Origin of the sequence: Vibrio sinaloensis (assembly GCF_000808535.1) — a bacterium.
GTDB lineage: Bacteria > Pseudomonadota > Gammaproteobacteria > Enterobacterales > Vibrionaceae > Vibrio > Vibrio sinaloensis_D.
In genome coordinates, this window is record NZ_JWLV01000001.1 from 557,358 (window position 1) to 577,043 (window position 19,686).

A 19,686-nucleotide genomic window follows, 5' to 3' on the forward strand; every position below is an offset into this window, starting at 1 on the left:
CACTTCGTTGGAAACTGATTAGTTCCAAACAAGAATCAATAAGGCAATGGTATGGATTGGATTCAAAGCGTTCACAGTTATATTCGTGTAGTTGATGAAGGGAGCTTCAATGGCGCAGCACGAAAAATGAACACCACCAGCTCTGCTATTTCCAAACGAGTCCACTGGTTAGAAGAGCGAATTGGCGTACAACTCTTAAAGCGCACCACCCGGACAGTAACACAGACCGAGGCCGGGGCTCTTTTTTACGAACGAGCCAAGATGCAACTGGAGGAGTGGCAATCCATTGTCGATGAGACTCGCTCGGTGAGCCAAAGTCCTGCGGGGTTACTAAAAATTGGTGCCACGCTGGCGGTAGGATCGAAATTTCTCGTCCAATACTTGAATGATTTTCTTCGCATGTATCCCGATATTCGCATTCAGCTAATCACCACGACACCAGGGCAACTGCCAGAGCTGAGTTTGGATCTTTTTATCAGTCGCGAGTTGGAGCAACTCAACTCACTTAGCTTCAAAGCCACACCACTCTTCGAGCATAAAGCGGGCTTTTATGCCTCACCAAGCTATATAGAGACTCACGGAGAGCCGAAAACTATCGAAGAATTGACCTCACACAATGCCCTGATATGGGGGGAGAGACCGCAAAGAGAGATCACACTAACGCAAGGAAAACGCATCATGCTGTCTGGCAATTTTGCAACAACCAACCCAGAGGCAATGTTCTATGCGGCGAAAAACAGCATGGGTATCTTGGTCACAAACGATGTGATGATCAAAGACGATCTCAATAACGGCACGCTTCGACGCATCTTACCAAACATCACGGCAGATGAAGCGACCGTGTACGCCTATTACCCTAAATTGGACTACCAGCACACGCGCACCAAACTGTTTTTGGACTATTTAAAAGAGCGCCTAGCCAAAGAGCGATCGGACTAAAGTCGAAGGGATAAATCGACAATCTCACTTGCGATAATATGCGACCTATACCATATTTAATTTGAACCAATACTAACAACATGTGACTCAAGTCACTCAATATGGGTTCTACTATGGCTAGGAATACAATGATCGCTCCGTCTATTGATTTGGATGTAATCAATAAAACACTGAGTTTAGATGGCGCGGAACTGCTCAACAACGTAACCCTCGTGTTGCATCAGAATTATTCAAGTTTCTGCACATGCTTGATAGAGGTTGATCGCTTCAAAACCAAAGCAAGCACCTTGTCTTTCGCGTGCGAGAATCAGTTGCAACCCCCTTTCGCCTATGCGTTAACAGCAACACCCTGTGCAACGGTCACCAACACAGAACTTGACTATGTCCTGTATGAAAACGAAGTTGTAAAACGCTTCCCTCACGATGTGTACCTCAAAGAAAATGGCATCAAGTCCTATTTAGGTGTACCACTTCGTTCAGAAACGGGCGAAGTGTTGGGCGTACTTCTCTCCAGTTTCACCCGAGAGTTACACGATGTCGAAGAGATGATTTATCACCATAAGCTGTTCGCCCATGTTGTGGTTCACAGCCTACGTGCTAAATGGCTTTCAGCTCGCTCAGACAGCTTGGTCAATCAACTGAGTTTCGAGGTTTCCCACGACAATTTGACTGGCCTACTCAATCGAAGCTTTTTGGCTGATAAGCTGGAACGGTTGACCGAAATCGGGACAACTCCGTTTACACTTGCCTATATCGATATCGATAACTTCAAGTCAATCAATGACCTGTATGGTAATTACATTGGCGACCAGATCATCAAGTTCGTCGCCAAGACGATTGAAGAAACAGTCCACGACAAACAGCTGGCCTTTCGTATCGCGGGGGATGAGTTCGCCTTTATTTCACTATCTGGCGACCCATTTGAAGTGTGCAATCGCATCATCGATAGACTTGAACAAGGGTATCAAGACCCAGCTCACACCATTCGAGTGAAAGTCAGCATCGGCTTAGCGCGCTACAGTGCTCATAGCTTAAATGCGGACCAAATCATGTTAAATGCCAGTCTCGCCTTGAAAGAAGGCAAGCAGTCTCGACACCTATCCATTCAATGCTATGACACCCACTTGAGCGCACAATACTATCGAAGGGCAATGATCATTGATGCGCTAAGAAACGAATTGGACCCCACTACCAGAGATAACGAGATCTACGTGGTGACTCAGCCAATTGTCAGTCGCCACTCTGAACAATGGAACTACTTCGAAGTGCTTGCGCGTTGGAATAGCCAAGCGCTAGGCGCGATTTCTCCTCTCGAATTTATCGAAGCTGCGGAGCAATCAGGCCTGATCATTGAACTTGGGGAGCGAATTGTAGAATTGGCCTGCGCCGCTAAACAGAAACTTGAAAAAGGATTGGGACATAAAGTAAAGCTCGCGCTGAACTGCTCTGCCTATGAAATAACCAATGCCAAACGGTATTTAGAACACTTGCTAGAAACCATTGAGCATTACGGATTTAAACCGGAAGAGTTCACCATCGAGCTCACTGAAACCGTGCTCCTTTCACGTACCAAGGAAGTGAAAATTATCTTAGATAAACTGAGATTGCTTGGTTTTACCGTGGCTCTCGATGACTTTGGTACTGGCTATTCGAGTTTAAACTACATTCACAGCTACCCAATAGACTGCATCAAGATCGACGCGACGTTTATTCGCAATATGTTGACCAACGAGACGTCTGAAAGTGTGGTTTGGCTCATCATCCAACTAGCGAATAGACTTCAAGTGAGCTTAGTCGCTGAAGGGGTTGAAGACCAACAAGCGCTCGACAAGCTTTACGCGATGGGATGTGAACAAATTCAGGGCTACTATTTTGCTCGCCCTGCACTTCCTGAAGAAATCATTGAAATGCAGTCTGCACTTTTGGATAAACAGCAGCATGTTTCTAATGGCTAGCTTCCCCCCTTCGCTAGCCAGTTTTCTTTTTCCATACCGAAAGCAGGGTTGATAAAAAGATCTTATTTGATAATAATTATCATTAAGATTAAAAAGTCGAGGCGAATCATGCATTGCCAGCAACCCTTGTATTTGTGTTTCTTTAAAGCACAGGACCGCTTTAACAATAAACTCACGTCTGGTGGTTTTGAACCCGACGTTATTCAAGACTACATCCACAGCGCAATGAACCTGTCGTCGTTTTATGAACCCGGAGCGACTAACGAAAACACACTACTATGTGAGCTCTTCCTAAGGCGGCTCTATTTCGACTTGTTAGATGCCATCCAAGATCCAATTCGCAGCCGAATATTTCGTCGTGTCTGCCTCGATTCCATTCACACGCCCCTACTCTGTCTCAAGCGGTTTTATTACCACTGGGATGACGGTGATATTCGATTTCTTCAATTACAACAACAATTACAGCGCATTCAAGCGCCTTTAGACTGATAACGTAAGGAATAAACATGACTCAACCTTCAAGCTCGCCTACATTTCGTGTCGAGAAAGACAGCATGGGAGAGGTTCAAGTACCTAAAAATGCCCTTTACCAAGCTCAAACTCAACGTGCCGTCGACAATTTCCATTTTAGTCGCCACAAGATGCCAGTCGCTTTCATCCAAGCACTCGCTTATGTCAAGCAAACCGCAGCAATCACGAATGCACAGCTTGGTTTACTTGAGGGTGATATTGCCAATGCCATTGCGGACGCCGCTCAGCCAATCATTGACGGAGAACATCTAGAACACTTTCCAATCGATGTTTTCCAAACTGGCTCCGGCACCAGTTCAAACATGAATGCGAATGAAGTGATCGCAACGTTGGCGAGCGAAATTCTTGGGGCAGACGTAAGCCCTAATGACCACGTGAACATGGGCCAAAGTAGTAACGACGTTGTACCAACCGCGATCCAAGTCAGCACCGCCATTTCAATTGAGAAACAACTGCTACCTGCACTCGATCATCTGATTAACGCACTTAAAGTAAAACGAGAAGAAGTGGGACAAGTTGTCAAAACAGGACGTACTCACTTAATGGATGCGATGCCGGTCACCTTCGACCAAGAGCTGGGTGGTTGGCAATACCAAATCGAACAAGCTCGCACTGGCATAGTTCATAGCTTGGCCGCTGTTAAAGCGCTCGCTCAAGGCGGGACAGCGGTAGGGACAGGCATCAATGCCGATCCTAGATTCGCTGCTGCATTTGCAGACAACCTATCGCAAGCGACGCGTATTCAGTTCGCTGCCAGCAGTAACTTCTTCTACAACCTAAGTTCGCAAGATGCGATTGTTGCGCTGTCAGGACAACTGAAAACAGCCGCTGTCGCCACCATGAAAATCGCGAATGATCTCCGCTGGATGAACTCTGGTCCTTTAGCTGGTCTTGGCGAAATCGAATTGCAAGGCCTTCAACCGGGTTCTTCAATCATGCCAGGTAAAGTCAACCCTGTGATTCCAGAAGCGGCTGCTATGGCGTCTGCGCAAGTGATTGGTAACGATGCCACCATTACCCTTGCTGGCCAATCAGGCAACTTCCAGCTTAACGTCATGCTACCGGTTATTGCTCACAACGTAATTGAAAGCATCGAGCTGCTGTCTAACTCAGCGATTACACTGGCAGACAAAGCCATCGCCACTTTCAACGTGCGCGAAGACAACTTGCAAGTTGCCCTTTCACGTAACCCAATTTTGGTCACTGCACTCAACCCAGTAATTGGTTATCTCAAAGCGGCGGATATTGCCAAGAAAGCCTATAAACAGGGCCGAGCCATAATTGACGTGGCAGAAGAAGAGACCGATCTGGATAGATCGACATTAGAACGTTTACTCGATCCAACTCAGCTAACAAAAGGTGGGGTTGCGCAGTAAAAAGCACACATCCTTGTGCAGTGTGCTCTGGTTTAAATCCAAGCCAGGGCAATAAGCAAAGCAGGCACGGCAATCATTGCGGCCATTTTTGCCAGCGACATCAGTTCGCGGAGTGCAACATCACGCTTTCTAGACGTCATGTACTCCGCGGAATGCGCCGCTACAGCGTGTGTGGCGTTCATCGGTATTTCCTTAAAATACAGATTGAATCAAGGAGCGGCGATTCTACGTAAATGCCCTTCGTGGTGCAATGGAACTGACCTATTCTTACTCCCCCTTTAACCAACAACGCATCGTTTACCATTTAACTAAGTAATAAAGCGGCACTCGGAACTGACAAAGCTTGCTCCGAGTGCCCAACCCCTTTGCTTTAGCCGAAAAGTTGGCTTGAGCTAAAAATCCCAGTCTTCATCTTCGGTGGCAACCGCTTTACCAATGACATAAGACGAACCAGAACCCGAGAAGAAATCGTGGTTCTCATCGGCATTTGGCGACAGTGCCGCCATAATGGCTGGGTTAACCTGACACAGTTCATCAGGAAACAGAGGCTCGAATCCAAGATTCATCAGTGCTTTGTTCGCGTTGTAGTGTAGGAAGTGCTTCACGTCTTCCGTAAGACCCACTTGGTCGTACAACGATTCTGTGTATTGGCTTTCAATTTCATACAAAGAGAACATCAGCGAGTAAGCCTCATCCTTAACCTTAGCTTGCTCTTGTTGTGACAGTTCGTTAAACGCCAGTTGGAACTTATAGCCAATGTAGTAGCCATGAATCGCTTCGTCTCGAATGATCAGTCGAATCAAGTCTGCGGTGTTGGTCAGCTTTGCCCGACTCGACCAGTGCATTGGCAGGTAAAAACCGGAATAGAACAAAAAGCTTTCAAGGAAAACACTGGCCACTTTTTTCTTGAGCGGGTCGCCTTGCGCTAGGTAATCTTCCAGTACTAACTGAGCTTTCTTTTGTAGCAGCGGATTCTCTTCAGCCCAGCGAAACGCTTCATCAATTTGTGGCGTGGTGCACAAGGTCGAGAAAACAGACGAATAACTGCGGGCGTGTACCGCTTCCATAAAGGCGATATTGGTTAATACCGCTTCTTCGTGAGGAGTGCGAGCATCAGCCATTAAGGCAGGCGCGCCAACGGTATTTTGAATGGTATCAAGCAAAGTCAAGCCGGTAAAAACTCGTATCGTCAGGGTTTGCTCTTCCTCAGTCAGTTGCTTCCAAGTTTGAATGTCATTGGACAATGGCACCTTCTCGGGCAACCAAAAGTTCACTGTTAAGCGGTTCCAGATCTCGAGATCTTTATCATCTTGCATTCGGTTCCAGTTAATCGCTCGAACCGGTTCAGGGTGTGGGTGACTCATAATGGGTTCCTTGTTTACAACGAGCAAGAGACGCAACCTTCAATTTGCGTACCTTCAAGGGCTTTTTGGCGCATACGAATGTAATAGAGCGTTTTGATCTTCTTTTTCCATGCATAGATTTGGGCTTTGTTGATATCACGAGTAGTCACTTCGTCACTAAAGAACAGCGTCAGGGATAAGCCTTGGTCGACGTGCTCTGTCGCTGCTGCATAGACGTCAATAATGGCTTTAGGGCCAATTTCATAGGCATCTTTGAAGTACTCGAGATTATCATTACTCAGGCATGGCGCAGGGAAATAAACCCGCCCTATCTTGCCCTCTTTACGAATTTCAACTTTTGCGGTGACGGGGTGGATAGAAGCCGTCGCGTCATTGATGTAACTGATCGAGCCCGTCGGTGGAATCGCTTGCAAGTTGCGGTTGTACAGACCAGACTCCATCACCTTAGACTGAAGCTGCTGCCAATCATCAATCGACGGTACCCGCATATCCAATCGTTCAAACAACGCCGCGACAATGTCCGTACGAGGCGAGTAGTCTTGCTGCAAGTATTTGGTGAAGAACTCGCCAGTGGCGTACTTGGAGTGTTCGAAACCAACAAAGACTTGCTTCCTCTCCTGAGCTAATTTGTTTGAAGCGGTTAAGCAGTGATATAAGGTCGTGGCAAAGTAAGTACGAGTAAAATCGACCGCCTCTTCGCTGTCATAGTGAATTTGCTCGCGAGCTAAAAATCCGTGCAGATTCATCTGGCCTAAACCAATGGCGTGGCTTTCATCATTGCCTCTACGTATTGACGGCACGCTGTCTATGGCACTCATTTCAGACACGGCGTTGAGTGCGCGAATCGACACCTCGACAGTATGGGCTAAGTGACCGCCATCTAGCGCTTTGGCAATGTTGACTGACCCTAAGTTGCATGAGATATCACGCCCTAGGTGGGCATAGCTCAAGTCGTCATTAAAGTGAGAGGCATCATTAACCTGCAAAATCTCGGAGCAAAGATTCGACATGTTAATTCTTCCCTTTATTGGGTTGGCTGCATTCACCGTATCCTCAAACATAAGGTAAGGATAACCAGACTCAAACTGAATCTCTGCAAGGGTTTGGAACAATCCACGCGCCGAAATCTTACTCTTGCGAATACGCGGATCATCAACCATTTCATAGTACTTCTCACTCACGCTGATTTCAGAGAAAGGCACACCGTAGACCCGCTCCACATCATGGGGCGAGAACAAATACATGTCTTTGTTCTGTTTGGCGAGCTCTAAGGTAATATCGGGAATCACAACGCCCAAGCTCAAGGTTTTGATGCGGATCTTCTCATCGGCATTTTCCCGCTTGGTATCTAGAAACTGCATTATGTCCGGATGATGCGCGTTCAAATACACTGCGCCAGCCCCCTGACGGGCACCTAGCTGATTCGCATAAGAAAAGCTGTCTTCAAGCAGCTTCATAACAGGCACAACACCCGAACTTTGGTTGAGTATCCCTTTAATCGGCGCACCTTGTTCACGCAGGTTACTCAAAAGAAGAGCAACCCCACCTCCTCGACGAGAGAGCTGTAACGATGAGTTAATTGCCCGACCGATACTCTCCATGTTGTCTTCAATACGGAGCAAAAAGCACGAGATCAGCTCTCCGCGACTCTTTTTCCCCGAGTTGATAAATGTTGGCGTAGCAGGTTGAAAACGTTGAGAAATGATCTCTTGCATGAGATCGAGCGCAAACGCTTTGTCACCACGCGCAAGGGTTAGTGCCGTCATCACAACGCGGTCTTCGAAGCGCTCCAAATAGCGCTTTCCGTCGCGGGTTTTCAGTGCATAAGAGGTAAAAAACTTGTACGCACCAAGAAAGGTTCTAAAGCGGAATTTGACTTGATAAGCTCGATCCCAAATCAGTTGAAGAAACTCTCTATCATATTGTTCTAACACTTCTTTTTCGTAATAGCCTTCGTTGACCAAGTAATCGAGTTTTTCCGTCAAGTTGTGGAAGAAAACCGTATTCTGGTTAACGTGCTGTAAGAAGAATTGACGCGCAGCTTGTCGGTCAGCATTTAGCTGGATATTGCCCTTTTCATCAAGCAAGTTAAGCATGGCATTGAGCGCGTGGTAATCGAGCGGCTCGGTGCTAAATTGGTTATCCATGTTGTTTCCAAAATTGTTCGAGTCCCTGCTGCACGGCTTGAACATCGTGCTGGGTCCCTGAAAGTTCAAAGCGATAAAGCACAGGGACCTGGCATTTATGCGCAATAATGTTTCCAGCCTGGGCGAACAGCTCACCAAAGTTACGATTTCCCGAGGCAATCACCCCTTTGAGGTGCGCGCGGTTTTCTGCATGGTTGAGAACTTTGATCACTGATTTAGGTACCGCGCCGCGCCCTTCTCCATCCGCATAGGTGGGACAAACCAAAACATAAGGCTGATCTAGAATCGGAATAGGCTCGTCGGCGTTTATCGGAAGTCGAATTGAGTCCACATCTAATCTTTCCACGAACCGCTGAGTGTTTCCCGACGCGCTGGAGTAGTAAACAATCATTAGGCGAGCTGACTGATCATATCTGGACGAAAACCAGACCAATGTTTCGCTCCCGCCACAACAACAGGGGCTTGCCGATAACCCATCGACTGAACAGATTGCATCGCTGAGTTGTCTAGCGTCAGATCAATCACTTTGTGTGCGATGCCTTTGGCTTTAAGTGCTTTTACTGTCGCGGTGCACTGAACGCATTGGGGCTTGGAATATACAACGATGTCCATAAAGAAATACCTCTTAGATTAAAAATGTAATGATAATTATTATCAATTGATATCTACATATAGTATTGCTAGGTAACTATTTGTCAATATATAGAAATCATTCGCATTACCCTCACTAAACTCATGGTTGATAAATAAATGATAATCAATATCATTCTCATACATTTGCGAACAATAGGAATTTTAAATGAGTATTCCAAGTTCAGATTCAACTCAAATCTCTATTCACGATATGGAGTGGCAAGGAGTCCGTCTCTCTGAGAGCGCGGCAAAACGCGTCGCGGGGCTAACCAAACAAGGACAGTATTTTCACCTTAGTGTCCGCCCTTCTGGCTGCACTGGGTTTGCCTATGAAGTCACGCTAGTCGACACCATCGCAGACGATGATTTGCGATTTGAGTCACACAACACCCCGTTCTATGTCGCGTTGAGCGCCATGCCAATGCTTGACGGTACTGAACTGGATTTCGTCCGCCAGGGCCTTAACAGTCATTTCGTCTACAACAATCCCAATGTGAAAAACCTTTGCGGTTGTGGCGAAAGCTTTGGAGTTTGATCATGTGTGCAGTTGAAACACAGCCCGAAGTCGAAGAACTATTCCAAACCAGTCATTACAAAGAGGGTTTCTATACCCAACTTTCTTCTGACACACTCTCCAAAGGCATCAACGAAGACGTTGTTCGTGCCATCTCAGCAAAACGTAGCGAGCCAGAATGGATGCTGCAATTTAGGTTAGATGCCTTCAGGAAATGGCAGCAGATGGAGGAGCCGCACTGGCTCAAAGCCGAGTATCCCGAGCTGGATTATCAGGACTACAGCTACTACTCAGCACCAAGCTGCGCAAGTTGTGACACAGGCTGCTCAGATGATGGTTCCAATGAATATTTGACCAACGAAGTTGAAACTGCTTTTGAGCAACTCGGTGTGCCAGTTCGAGAAGGTGCGGAGGTAGCCGTTGATGCCATTTTTGATTCCGTTTCTGTTACGACAACCTACAAAAACGAACTGAAAGAGTTGGGAATCATCTTTTGTTCGTTTAGTGAAGCGATCCAAGAGCATCCCGAACTGGTACAGCAGTATCTAGGTACCGTCGTTCCGCCTGAAGACAATTTTTTTGCCGCGTTGAATGCAGCTGTCGCCTCCGACGGCACCTTTGTTTACATCCCTAAAGGTGTTCGATGTCCTCGGGAGCTGTCGACCTATTTCCGCATCAATCAAGCGAAGACGGGCCAGTTTGAACGCACCATATTGATCGCTGACGAAGAAGCTTATGTCAGCTACATCGAAGGTTGTTCAGCCCCCATGCGCGATAGCTACCAACTGCATGCCGCGGTTGTGGAAGTCATTATTCATGATCGTGCAGAAGTAAAATACTCGACCGTCCAAAACTGGTTCTCTGGCGAAAAGGATAGCCAAGGCGGCATCTTAAACTTTGTCACCAAAAGAGCTGTGTGCGAAGGCGACCACAGTAAGATGTCATGGACTCAATCTGAAACGGGTTCTGCGATTACTTGGAAATACCCAAGTGTCATTCTCAAGGGCGACTATTCTGTTGGGGAATTCTTCTCGGTGGCGCTGACTAATGGCGCTCAACAAGCCGATACGGGAACAAAGATGATTCATATCGGCAAGCACACGCGCTCTACCATCATCTCCAAAGGTATCTCAGCGGGTAAGAGTGAAAACAGTTATCGCGGCCTAGTCAAGATACTACCCAACGCCGAAGGGGCGCGTAATTTCACCCAATGCGACTCCATGTTGATCGGCACTCAATGTGGCGCACATACCTTCCCTTACATCGAAGTGAAAAACCCAACGGCTCAAGTGGAGCATGAGGCAACCACCTCTCGGATCGGTGAAGACCAGCTGTTTTACTGCGTGCAACGCGGCATCAGTGAGGATGATGCTATTTCTATGATTGTAAACGGGTTTTGCAAAGACGTATTTTCAGAATTACCGCTTGAGTTTGCTGTAGAAGCCCAAAAACTGCTTTCAATCAGCCTTGAGCATAGCGTGGGATAAATCAATGCTAGAAATTAAAGATCTACACGTGAGTGTAGAAGACAATCCAATACTTAAAGGCATCAGCCTGACGGTGAAGCCAGGTGAAGTTCACGCGATCATGGGGCCGAATGGCTCAGGTAAAAGTACCCTTTCTGCGACACTCGCTGGCAAAGACGACTACGAAGTTGATGCAGGCGAGATACTATTTAAAGGGAAAGACCTTACCGAACTGGATCCAGAAGAGCGGGCGGGTGAAGGTGTCTTCCTTGCATTCCAATATCCAGTTGAAATTCCGGGTGTCAGCAACAAACTTTTTCTCAATACCGCTTTAAATGAAATTCGTAATTATCGTGGCCAAGAGCCATTAGATCGCTTTGATTTTGAAGATCTATTGGAAGAGAAAGCAAATCTACTCAAGATGCCAACCGCCCTGCTCAATCGTTCAGTAAATGAAGGGTTTTCCGGCGGCGAGAAAAAGCGCAACGACATTTTGCAGATGGCGGTGTTATCACCCGATCTATGCATTCTTGATGAAACGGACTCTGGTCTAGACATTGATGCTTTGAAAGCCGTCTCTTCTGGCGTTAACGCTCTGCAAGATGGTCAGCGAGCCTTCATCCTTGTCACTCACTACCAACGTATTCTGAATTACATCAAACCAGATTATGTGCATGTCTTGTACAAAGGAAAAATCGTGCGATCAGGCGATCACACGCTGGCACATGAGCTAGAGGAGAAAGGCTATGGGTGGATTACTGGTGAAGAGTAACTGTCCTTCAGTGGATGCCTTACAGCACCTAGTACAGGGCCAAGACTGGCAACAAAATCAATTTGTTAAAGCCAAATCTGTGGGTTTACCTAGCGCTAAAGCAGAAGGGTGGAAGTACACGCCTCTCGAACAGTTCTATTCTCTGCCACTGCAACCTGCGGCCCTGCAGTCAGCGGAAAATATCTCTTATGAAGGGCTCAGCCTAGGTATCGATGCCTATCGACTCGTTTTCTTTGATGGTCACTTTTCAGCAAGATGTTCCGATTGGATTCCTAAAGTGCGCGTCACTCCGCTCAACGTGCTAACCGCAATCGAAACCAATGAGCTCTCGCGCTCAGTGCGAGCCGATGCGTTTACCTACCTGAATGATGCGACAGCATCAGGCGGCGTGCTGATTGAAGTCGAGCCCAATACACGAGTCACCAAGCCGATTTATCTACTGCATATCAGCTCTGGTCAAAAAGGCGAAGTGTGTAGCTATCGCCATCATATTGAGATGGCTCCCCTATCGGAACTCGAAGTGATCGAGCACCACATATCACTTGAGCAAGGAGGTGGAGTGACGTTGTCACGATTAACAAGCTACATTGGTGAAGGTGCCAACTACCAGCACACCAAGTTGATCGAAGAATCGAAGCAACAACATCACTTTGGCCACAACGATATTCGTTTGCAAAGAGATGCCAAAGCGAATTCGACGGCCGTGCTGTTATCAGGCCTGTTGGTTCGTCATCAAACCAGTTCAGAACTGAGTGGTGACAATGGAGAGTTAGCGATGAACAGCATCGCCATGCCGAGAGATGAGCAGACGTTTGATAGCCGAACGTATCTTAAGCACAATGCTCCACACTGCCACAGCGAGCAAATGCATAAGATTATCGGTCGAGACAAAGGCAACGCGGTATTCGACGGCATGATTTACGTTGACCCGATCGCCCTGAAAACTGATGGCCAAATGGACACCCATAGCTTGTTGCTCAGTGACCATGCACAAGTAAACTGCAAACCTCAGTTAGAAATTTACGCCGATGATGTGAAATGCAGCCACGGCGCAACCACGGGGCAGCTGGATAACAATCAAATTGACTATATGCGCGCCAGAGGAATAAACCGACAACAAGCCGAACAGATGCTGATGTCCGCGTTCGTTTGCGAAGTTGCCGACAAAATCCGCCATCCAAGCCTGCGAAGTTACGTGAATACCAGACTCGCAGACTCGTTACACAAAGAGGTTAACCATGGCTAATTTACCTCCCATTGCAAGCCCGTGGGCAAAGGACTTTCCAGCGCTAGGTACGCAAGTCTATGGTAAGCCGCTGGTTTATCTTGATACAGCGGCCACCGCGCAGGCACCTGCTTCAGTAATAGAAAGAATGACGCAATTTTATCAGCGCGACTACGCTAGCGTTCATCGTGGCGCTCACTATCTCAGCGCCAAAGCGACCGAAGATATGGAGCTGGTACGAACTCAAGTTGCTGATTTCATCAATGCCGACGAAGCCAGCAATATTGTGTTCACCAAAGGCACCACTGAAGCCATCAACTTAGTGGCCAATAGTTACCTTCGACCAAAAGTAAAACCAGAAGACGAAATCATCGTCACTGAGATGGAACATCATGCCAACCTTGTCCCGTGGCAACTGTTATCCGACCTTTGCGGTGTAAAGATTCGCGTCTGGGAAATAAGCAGCCAAGGCCAACTCGATGTGGCGGAGCTGCAAAAACTGCTCAACAACAAAACGCGATTGGTCGCATTGACCCATGTTTCCAATGTACTAGGACAGATAAATCCTGTTAAGAATGTAGTCAAACTGGCGCACCAAGCAAACGTGCCTGTACTGATCGATGGCGCTCAAGCGGTTATGCATCAGCAAGTAGATGTCAGCGAGTTAGACTGCGACTTTTATACCTTCTCTGCCCACAAACTCTACGGCCCAACAGGTACTGGGGTGCTTTACGCCAAAACCGAGCACTTGACTAGCATGGTGCCATGGGAAGGGGGCGGCGCGATGATCGATCAGGTGACGCTTCCTATCGGCACGTCTTATGGGCGAGCGCCGTGGAAGTTTGAAGCAGGGACGCCCAACATCGCGGGTATATTAGGTTTAGGGGCTGCGATTGATTATGTGGAAAACATCGGCCTGAACGCAATCGCGGCTCACGAAGCCAAGCTCATGCACTACATGGAAAAATCGTTAGCCAATGTGGCTGGAATTGAAATCTATGGAGAGAGCAAAAATCGCAGCGGCTTGATCTCATTTAACCTCAAAGGCCATCACTCGTTTGACGTGGGCGCATTTCTAGACAGGTACGGGATCGCAATTCGAACTGGCCACCACTGCGCCATGCCACTGGTAAAAAAGCTCGGCCAAAGCTCTGTCTGTCGCGCGTCCATAGGCCTGTACACAAGCTCAAACGATATCGACAACTTGTGTCAGGCGTTGCAACGAATCAGCCAGTTGTTAAGGTGATTAATCATGACACCAGAAAAAGTACTCAAAAACTTTAGCCGCTGCGCCGATTGGGAAGAGCGATATCTTTATCTCATCGAACTCGGTGAACGCTTACCCGCCTACCCGTTGGATAAACAGCAAGATGACTACCTTGTAACTGGCTGCCAAAGTCAGGTTTGGGTCGATATTCAATGCTCAAAGCAAGGAATTCTCACTTTACGCGCCACCAGCGATTCTTCCATCGTTAAGGGGTTATTGTCGTTGATTTCGATTGCCTACGATAAGCAAAGTGTCGAGCACGCGAAGCGCTTTGACGTTCATGCTTGGTTTGATTCGCTAGAGTTAAAATCTCACCTTACTCCGGGAAGAACGCAAGGGCTGGATGCCATTATTCAACACGTTCGCCATCTTGCGGCTCAAAGTGACATTACACCGCTCCCCCAATAGCCAATAGACATCACGTCAAGAGGCCTACGCTCTGGCCTCTTACTCTCAAACAAAATCGTTTGTCGTCTAGATAAAATCCATCAGTTGCTGCTCTCACACCTAGTCACTACACTGCGCCCGTCCCTAGCGCTGTGGGCCTATTATGCTCTTTAATATTGATGACTCTTCGGTGCAACCAAACTATCTGGTTGATCCAACAATGCGCCCCTTAGATAGCCCCCTTTTAAAGAACTCGTTCTATTAACCTTTTGAGCACATGTAAACGCTCTCAACTATCTACATGACTTTATTGGAGTACTCGTTGTGAACAAACTTAAAGGCATCAGCCAGAATCGCATCGGAAAAGAACGTATCAAGCGTGAATATGATCTGCGCGTTCTTAACCTCGTCGGTGAAAGCGAATACCAATCTCGTATGGCAATCTGGAACAACCTTAACTTCACGAATGATACCGTCAATGACATTAAAACATTTGTCGATCAGGCATTTAGCAAGTTACAGCAAGAGCTTTCTAACAATAAGGCGGAGCTAAACATCGATTACAATGAGTTTGTAATTACCGCAAACGAAGAGATTAACTACATTAAAGGCAATGTCGCGGATACCACTTCTCAGTACTTTTGGTATGCGATGATTGCACTTATGGTGGCTGGTACAATCGCGATTTGTGTCTAGGTATTGGTACCTACTCTAAGAAATCAAAAAAGGCGAACCTAGGTTCGCCTTTATACTATTTCAGTACATCTCCGATTTCTGGGTCAGCGAAGATTTTCTCAAATCGAGCTTTATAAATAAGCATCATTTCATTCATGATGGCACCACTATCTGGGATGTCATTTTCTCCTGAAAATTTCTTGGTCACTACTTTTGTTCCTGTCTTGTCTGACGCAACAACATCTAGATCATACCAAGATGAATCAGAAAACGGATGGAAATCATATTTCCATTCATTAAGCACAAACAAGATAGATGGCTTTCCATCACTCTTCAACGTAGAGGCTATCTCGCTAAGCGGCGTATTGATCGTTGTTGGGTACTGTGTCACTTCGATACCCTTTTGTTTCATACCGTGCTCTAGTCGTTTACCCAAATAAGTCGCCATTGGTTCACGCGTCACGGTTGAATGGCTGTAGGGGATACCGATACTACTGCGAATAATGCCTTCGAAATCAGCCTGCTTGTCTTCGTCCAAAACGTATGGTCGTTGATCAAGTACCGCAAAAGAAACTGATTTGGTTGTACTAGGAATTGTTACCTGAGGTGCCGATTCTTCAACTGATAGCGGGCTAACACAACCCATTAAGTAAAAACTGCTGAATACGACAATAAGCCATTTCATATTACGTAACATATCTAACCTTTTAACATTGTTTTATTAATTTTATTTCTTACCCTACCTATCACTCATTAGTGCTAGTTAGTAATAAGGATGCGAACAATATCAGTTAGTTATGCTTTATAAAACCATCACCAATGTATAAAGTGATCTAGGTATAAAACGGTTTAATTTCATACAAATAAATACGACTCTACGAATCAAACCTCGATCTACGATATCTAAGAGTTCAAACTTATTATTAGCATATGCCAATAACAAGCGTATAGTCATACTGTTCAATTCAGAAAAAGCTAGGAGTCAGCATGATTTACGCCGTGCCGTGCAATAGCACATTGATCAGTAACCACTTCTCTCGTTGCGAGCAAATCGCCATCATCGATTCAATCACTCATCAGACTCAATACCTGTCTATCGCGCCCGATACATCTTGTTGTAGCGTTAAGAAAAAGTGGCTACGGGTTATTGATGATTACAAAGTAGACGTTGTTGTAGTGAGAAATATTGGCCAAAATATGCTCAAGGGACTGTTTCAAAGCCAAGTTACAGTGCTGGCGGCAAAAGCGAAACTAGAGTTACGCAACATCCATTTTGCCGAGCTTATGACAGTGGAGAGTTTGGACTACGGCCGTGTATCACCAAAGAAAAAGACCTGTGGCAACAGCAAGAATGCCACGCTCTCTTTGGCACCACCGCAGTCAGGCTGGCACTCAATCCGGAGGATTAGACAATGGCATTACTGCTTACTGTACTTATATTTGTGAGTTTTATCAGCCTCATGGCGATAGGAGTCATGTTCTCTCGCCGACCGATTCAAGGCAGTTGTGGCGGTCTATCTAAGCTAAGTATTGCTCGGGAGTGTAATTGCAAAGACACTTGCGAAGGAACAAAGCGCACGCTTTATCAAATTAAAGAGCCTGATTAAGCGCCTGCTATTGAAGTTTTAGAGCGTGACCTTGGATGATGCTGCTCGCAACCTTTTGCCTCGCTCGTTTGATGATATTGCCAAACGTTTGACGTGACACCTGCATCTGCACCGCAGCATCAATCTGATTGAGCCCTTCTTGATCGGCGAGCCTAAGCGCTTCTAACTCATCTGGCAGCAGTTCGACAACTTGCAATTCGTCCATCCCAACGCCATTAGGTTTGTAAAAAGCATAAGCTGCGCGCGTGCAGACTTTTCGGTGTATTTTTGGGCGAGCCATAATCTCAATCCAACAGTTTCTCAAAGAGACGTTATCATTACGTCGGTGCAAGATTGTAGCAACCTAGCCAAGACTAAACCATCTGAATCCAAAGGTTGCATTTATGGCTGAGCCGATTTCGCGCAGAGAGGTCCAGATACTCTCTGCGCTTGCCTGTCACTAACTCGATAGATTGCGCAGCTTTGGATCGTCGGTCAAGTACTCGACAAACTCTACCTCAAAACCCGCAGGGTCAACAAAATAGATGTTCTTACGATACGGTTCTTCAGCGCCAGGTTTGGCGATAGAAAAGCCCGCATCTTGTAGGCGGCCGATCACGGCATCAATATTATTGGTGACATAGGCAAAATGCGCTAATCCAACCTGATGGCCGGGTAAATCACGGTTCTCCCCTTCCCCGTGGTCACTCATTGCAATGTATTGATACTCATCACCAAAATGTAACCAGTTTCTCGGCTTTCCACTCCACTCGCCCTGACCTTCATCGCGAACATACCAATGCGGGAACGCCGCTTGATAGAACTTCAACATTTCTGGGATATCTTTTACTACTAAGTTCACATGCTCTAGTTGAATCATGGTTTTCTCCTTTGATTTCTTAGCCAACGGAGACCATGCTAAAACCTCAAGTTAGGTTTAGGTAAAGTGTTTTTTTTGCTTTTTTTTACTCAGGTGCATTTTTCACTAGCGCGACCATGATCTCGCCACTTTCAGGCTTAAAACTCTCTGGCTGAGTGATCAGATTGATATGCTGAGCGGTACTGACGACAAATAGAGGCACCACCGTCGCTGATTGGTATTGCAGTTGGTAATCCTCAAAGGTGAAACTGTCGCTTATTCGAGTGTGCTTAACCTCCGCTCCCTGAGCGATCAAGCTGGCAATTTGTTTATAGCCAATGGTTCCTCCAAGCAACAACGAGTAGGAATGCTCTCCATTATGAGAAAGTTTATCTAATGAATCTTGGTTCTTTTTATCTTGCAGGCTAAACACTTTTCTGGCGCCAAATTCATGAGAAAAGTGCACGCCCGCCACAGAGTTTAAGTGCTGGTCGGGAGTAACAGATATCACCTGCCCTATACCGATCAAGTCTAAATACTCATCCGCATGGCTCGACGTTGGATTCCCATAATAACTTTCAAAACCCGCCATGCGCGCCTTACTAACGTAATCCCAGTTGGTATCCGACATCAGTACACGGCAATCGTAGTTTTTTATTGCGGTGCCAATCGTTCGAGCCACATCATTTGCGCCAACAATGAGGAACCCTCGCGGAGACGGTTCCGCAACCCCAAGCAACCTTGCAACGGGACGGGCGGTTGCACTCTGCAGTACGACTGTCCCAATGATCACCATAAAGATCAGAGGCACCAGCAGGTTCGCCTGTGAGACTTCTAAGTTCGTTAATTTTAGGGCAAACAACGAGGACACCGCCGCGGCTACAATACCACGTGGAGCAACCCAAGCGAGAAAGGCTTTCTCTTGAAGCTCTAGGCTACTTTTGAGGGTTGAGAGAAAGATGGATACCGGACGCGATACAAGCTGGATGAAGGCAAACAACACTAACGCGGATAGACCTAGCTGTTCAAAATCACTGAGCTCAACACTGGCTGCGAGCAAAATAAACAAACCAGAAATAAACAGGATGGTTAAGTTCTCTTTAAAATGAAGAATATGACTGATGTTGACGCCCTTGGCATTGGCTAACCACACCCCCATCACGGTGACCGTCAATAAGCCTGATTCGTGCTCTAAATAATTTGAGGCGGTAAATACCCCAAGTAATATGACAAGAACGGCAAAAGGCTGCAGATACTCAGGTAACCAATGCCGCCTTATGATTGCTGCGACTAATGCGCCTGCCGCAATACCAAGCGCAAAGCCAATGAGCAGTATGAGTCCAAACACAATCAGACTGTTCACTTGGCTTTGCGAGACAATAAACTCGTAGACCATAACAACAAACAGAGCGCCCAACGGATCAATCAGTATCCCTTCCCAACGCAGAATGTTTGACAACTTGCTGCTGGGTCGCACGGTGCGAAGCAAAGGCACAATCACCGTAGGCCCTGTAACAACGGTCAAACTCCCGAACAGTAAAGAGAGGGTCCAATCAAACCCTAATAGATAGTGGGTAGCCGCTGATGTCATTGCCCAAGAGATGATGGCCCCAAGGGTCACAATACTCCAAACGCTTTTGCTTATTCCTCTTATCTGCTTGAAGTTCAGTGTCAGGCTACCTTCAAACAGAATCACAGCGACGGCAAGGGAGATAAACGGGAAGTAAAGCTCACCCAAGGTATCTTGGGGTTGGAGTACACCTAAGATAGGTCCAACAATGAGCCCAGTGACTAACAAGAATAGAATCGCTGGCAATTTAAAATGCCAAGCAACCCACTGACAGCACAACCCCAACAATCCAATACTGGCCAGAGTCAGCGCAATTGTTTCTGAAGACATCAACAAATTCCATTTCGTGGACCTAATGAATCTTGATTAAGCACGCTGCCTAACCCTTTTCCCAGGTCATGAGTTAACTGTGATTTCCGC

The 19,686-nt window shown here is 46.6% G+C and carries 22 protein-coding genes; 13 read left to right on the forward strand and 9 right to left on the reverse strand.

Annotated elements, in window-relative coordinates; translation table 11 throughout:
- The first annotated feature begins 51 nt into the window (after nucleotides 1–51).
- The 4 genes from RJ47_RS02450 to RJ47_RS02465 all read left to right on the forward strand — a co-directional run bounded on the left by RJ47_RS02450 (nucleotide 52) and on the right by RJ47_RS02465 (nucleotide 4,801).
- Nucleotides 52–939 carry a LysR family transcriptional regulator gene (locus RJ47_RS02450; RefSeq protein ID WP_005469978.1) on the forward strand — a complete coding sequence of 296 codons (888 nt, stop codon included), beginning with the start codon at nucleotides 52–54 and terminating at the stop codon, nucleotides 937–939.
- 113 nt (nucleotides 940–1,052) lie between these two features.
- Nucleotides 1,053–2,894, forward strand: coding sequence for a putative bifunctional diguanylate cyclase/phosphodiesterase (locus RJ47_RS02455; protein WP_039481056.1), 1,842 nt, complete (start codon nucleotides 1,053–1,055; stop codon nucleotides 2,892–2,894).
- Between the two features lie 108 nt (nucleotides 2,895–3,002).
- The gene (locus RJ47_RS02460) at nucleotides 3,003–3,383 is read left to right on the forward strand and encodes a hypothetical protein (protein WP_005470085.1); all 381 of its coding nucleotides are present in this window, start codon (nucleotides 3,003–3,005) and stop codon (nucleotides 3,381–3,383) included.
- Between the two features lie 17 nt (nucleotides 3,384–3,400).
- A complete protein-coding gene (locus tag RJ47_RS02465) occupies nucleotides 3,401–4,801 on the forward strand; it encodes a class II fumarate hydratase (RefSeq protein ID WP_039481059.1) in 1,401 nt (466 codons plus the stop codon).
- A 32-nt stretch (nucleotides 4,802–4,833) separates the two neighbouring features.
- Here RJ47_RS02465 and RJ47_RS21375 read toward each other — a convergent pair whose 3' ends face one another.
- The 5 genes from RJ47_RS21375 to nrdH all read right to left on the reverse strand — a co-directional run bounded on the left by RJ47_RS21375 (nucleotide 4,834) and on the right by nrdH (nucleotide 8,924).
- The gene (locus tag RJ47_RS21375; protein ID WP_039481061.1) at nucleotides 4,834–4,983 is read right to left on the reverse strand and encodes a hypothetical protein; all 150 of its coding nucleotides are present in this window, start codon (nucleotides 4,981–4,983) and stop codon (nucleotides 4,834–4,836) included.
- Nucleotides 4,984–5,193: 210 nt separating this feature from the next.
- Nucleotides 5,194–6,165: a class 1b ribonucleoside-diphosphate reductase subunit beta gene (gene nrdF / locus RJ47_RS02475; RefSeq protein WP_039481063.1), complete on the reverse strand. Its 972-nt coding sequence runs from the start codon at nucleotides 6,163–6,165 to the stop codon at nucleotides 5,194–5,196.
- A 14-nt stretch (nucleotides 6,166–6,179) separates the two neighbouring features.
- Complete coding sequence (nrdE, locus tag RJ47_RS02480) at nucleotides 6,180–8,312, reverse strand: class 1b ribonucleoside-diphosphate reductase subunit alpha (RefSeq protein WP_039481065.1); 2,133 nt, start codon at nucleotides 8,310–8,312, stop codon at nucleotides 6,180–6,182.
- Nucleotides 8,305–8,703, reverse strand: a complete 399-nt coding sequence (gene nrdI, locus RJ47_RS02485) for a class Ib ribonucleoside-diphosphate reductase assembly flavoprotein NrdI (protein WP_039481067.1) — start codon at nucleotides 8,701–8,703, stop codon at nucleotides 8,305–8,307. The genes nrdE and nrdI overlap by 8 nt, the downstream gene beginning before the upstream one ends.
- Nucleotides 8,703–8,924 carry a glutaredoxin-like protein NrdH gene (nrdH, locus tag RJ47_RS02490; protein ID WP_038136237.1) on the reverse strand — a complete coding sequence of 74 codons (222 nt, stop codon included), beginning with the start codon at nucleotides 8,922–8,924 and terminating at the stop codon, nucleotides 8,703–8,705. Before nrdH ends, nrdI begins: the two co-directional genes overlap by 1 nt.
- 187 nt (nucleotides 8,925–9,111) lie before the next feature.
- Between nrdH and RJ47_RS02495 the strand changes: the two genes are divergently transcribed.
- The 7 genes from RJ47_RS02495 to RJ47_RS02525 all read left to right on the forward strand — a co-directional run bounded on the left by RJ47_RS02495 (nucleotide 9,112) and on the right by RJ47_RS02525 (nucleotide 15,272).
- Nucleotides 9,112–9,480, forward strand: coding sequence for a HesB/IscA family protein (locus tag RJ47_RS02495; protein ID WP_039481069.1), 369 nt, complete (start codon nucleotides 9,112–9,114; stop codon nucleotides 9,478–9,480).
- Between the two features lie 2 nt (nucleotides 9,481–9,482).
- Nucleotides 9,483–10,946 carry a Fe-S cluster assembly protein SufB gene (gene sufB / locus RJ47_RS02500; RefSeq protein WP_039481071.1) on the forward strand — a complete coding sequence of 488 codons (1,464 nt, stop codon included), beginning with the start codon at nucleotides 9,483–9,485 and terminating at the stop codon, nucleotides 10,944–10,946.
- A gap of 4 nt (nucleotides 10,947–10,950) precedes the next feature.
- Nucleotides 10,951–11,697: a Fe-S cluster assembly ATPase SufC gene (sufC, locus tag RJ47_RS02505; RefSeq protein WP_039481074.1), complete on the forward strand. Its 747-nt coding sequence runs from the start codon at nucleotides 10,951–10,953 to the stop codon at nucleotides 11,695–11,697.
- Complete coding sequence (gene sufD / locus RJ47_RS02510) at nucleotides 11,672–12,943, forward strand: Fe-S cluster assembly protein SufD (RefSeq protein ID WP_039481076.1); 1,272 nt, start codon at nucleotides 11,672–11,674, stop codon at nucleotides 12,941–12,943. Before sufC ends, sufD begins: the two co-directional genes overlap by 26 nt.
- A complete protein-coding gene (locus RJ47_RS02515) occupies nucleotides 12,936–14,168 on the forward strand; it encodes an aminotransferase class V-fold PLP-dependent enzyme (protein ID WP_039481079.1) in 1,233 nt (410 codons plus the stop codon). Before sufD ends, RJ47_RS02515 begins: the two co-directional genes overlap by 8 nt.
- 6 nt (nucleotides 14,169–14,174) lie before the next feature.
- The gene (locus RJ47_RS02520) at nucleotides 14,175–14,597 is read left to right on the forward strand and encodes a SufE family protein (RefSeq protein WP_039481082.1); all 423 of its coding nucleotides are present in this window, start codon (nucleotides 14,175–14,177) and stop codon (nucleotides 14,595–14,597) included.
- Between the two features lie 336 nt (nucleotides 14,598–14,933).
- Nucleotides 14,934–15,272: a thiamine-phosphate diphosphorylase gene (locus RJ47_RS02525; protein WP_197058124.1), complete on the forward strand. Its 339-nt coding sequence runs from the start codon at nucleotides 14,934–14,936 to the stop codon at nucleotides 15,270–15,272.
- Between the two features lie 55 nt (nucleotides 15,273–15,327).
- Here RJ47_RS02525 and RJ47_RS02530 read toward each other — a convergent pair whose 3' ends face one another.
- Nucleotides 15,328–15,948, reverse strand: coding sequence for a hypothetical protein (locus RJ47_RS02530; RefSeq protein ID WP_039481088.1), 621 nt, complete (start codon nucleotides 15,946–15,948; stop codon nucleotides 15,328–15,330).
- 290 nt (nucleotides 15,949–16,238) lie between these two features.
- Between RJ47_RS02530 and RJ47_RS02535 the strand changes: the two genes are divergently transcribed.
- Both RJ47_RS02535 and nqrM read left to right on the forward strand, forming a co-directional pair.
- On the forward strand, nucleotides 16,239–16,697 hold the full coding sequence (locus RJ47_RS02535) for a NifB/NifX family molybdenum-iron cluster-binding protein (RefSeq protein WP_039481091.1): 459 nt from the start codon (nucleotides 16,239–16,241) through the stop codon (nucleotides 16,695–16,697).
- Entirely contained in the window at nucleotides 16,664–16,858 is a 195-nt protein-coding gene (gene nqrM / locus RJ47_RS20750; RefSeq protein ID WP_072036309.1) for a (Na+)-NQR maturation NqrM, read from the forward strand. Before RJ47_RS02535 ends, nqrM begins: the two co-directional genes overlap by 34 nt.
- Before the next feature lie 7 nt (nucleotides 16,859–16,865).
- Here the strand turns inward: nqrM and RJ47_RS02540 are convergent, their stop codons facing one another.
- The 3 genes from RJ47_RS02540 to RJ47_RS02550 all read right to left on the reverse strand — a co-directional run bounded on the left by RJ47_RS02540 (nucleotide 16,866) and on the right by RJ47_RS02550 (nucleotide 19,596).
- Nucleotides 16,866–17,138: a DUF134 domain-containing protein gene (locus RJ47_RS02540; RefSeq protein ID WP_038136194.1), complete on the reverse strand. Its 273-nt coding sequence runs from the start codon at nucleotides 17,136–17,138 to the stop codon at nucleotides 16,866–16,868.
- A gap of 159 nt (nucleotides 17,139–17,297) precedes the next feature.
- Nucleotides 17,298–17,717: a VOC family protein gene (locus RJ47_RS02545; RefSeq protein ID WP_038136191.1), complete on the reverse strand. Its 420-nt coding sequence runs from the start codon at nucleotides 17,715–17,717 to the stop codon at nucleotides 17,298–17,300.
- Nucleotides 17,718–17,802: 85 nt separating this feature from the next.
- Nucleotides 17,803–19,596 (reverse strand): cation:proton antiporter, encoded by a 1,794-nt coding sequence (locus RJ47_RS02550; RefSeq protein WP_039481094.1) that lies wholly within the window; start codon nucleotides 19,594–19,596, stop codon nucleotides 17,803–17,805.
- Nucleotides 19,597–19,686: the final 90 nt, after the last annotated feature.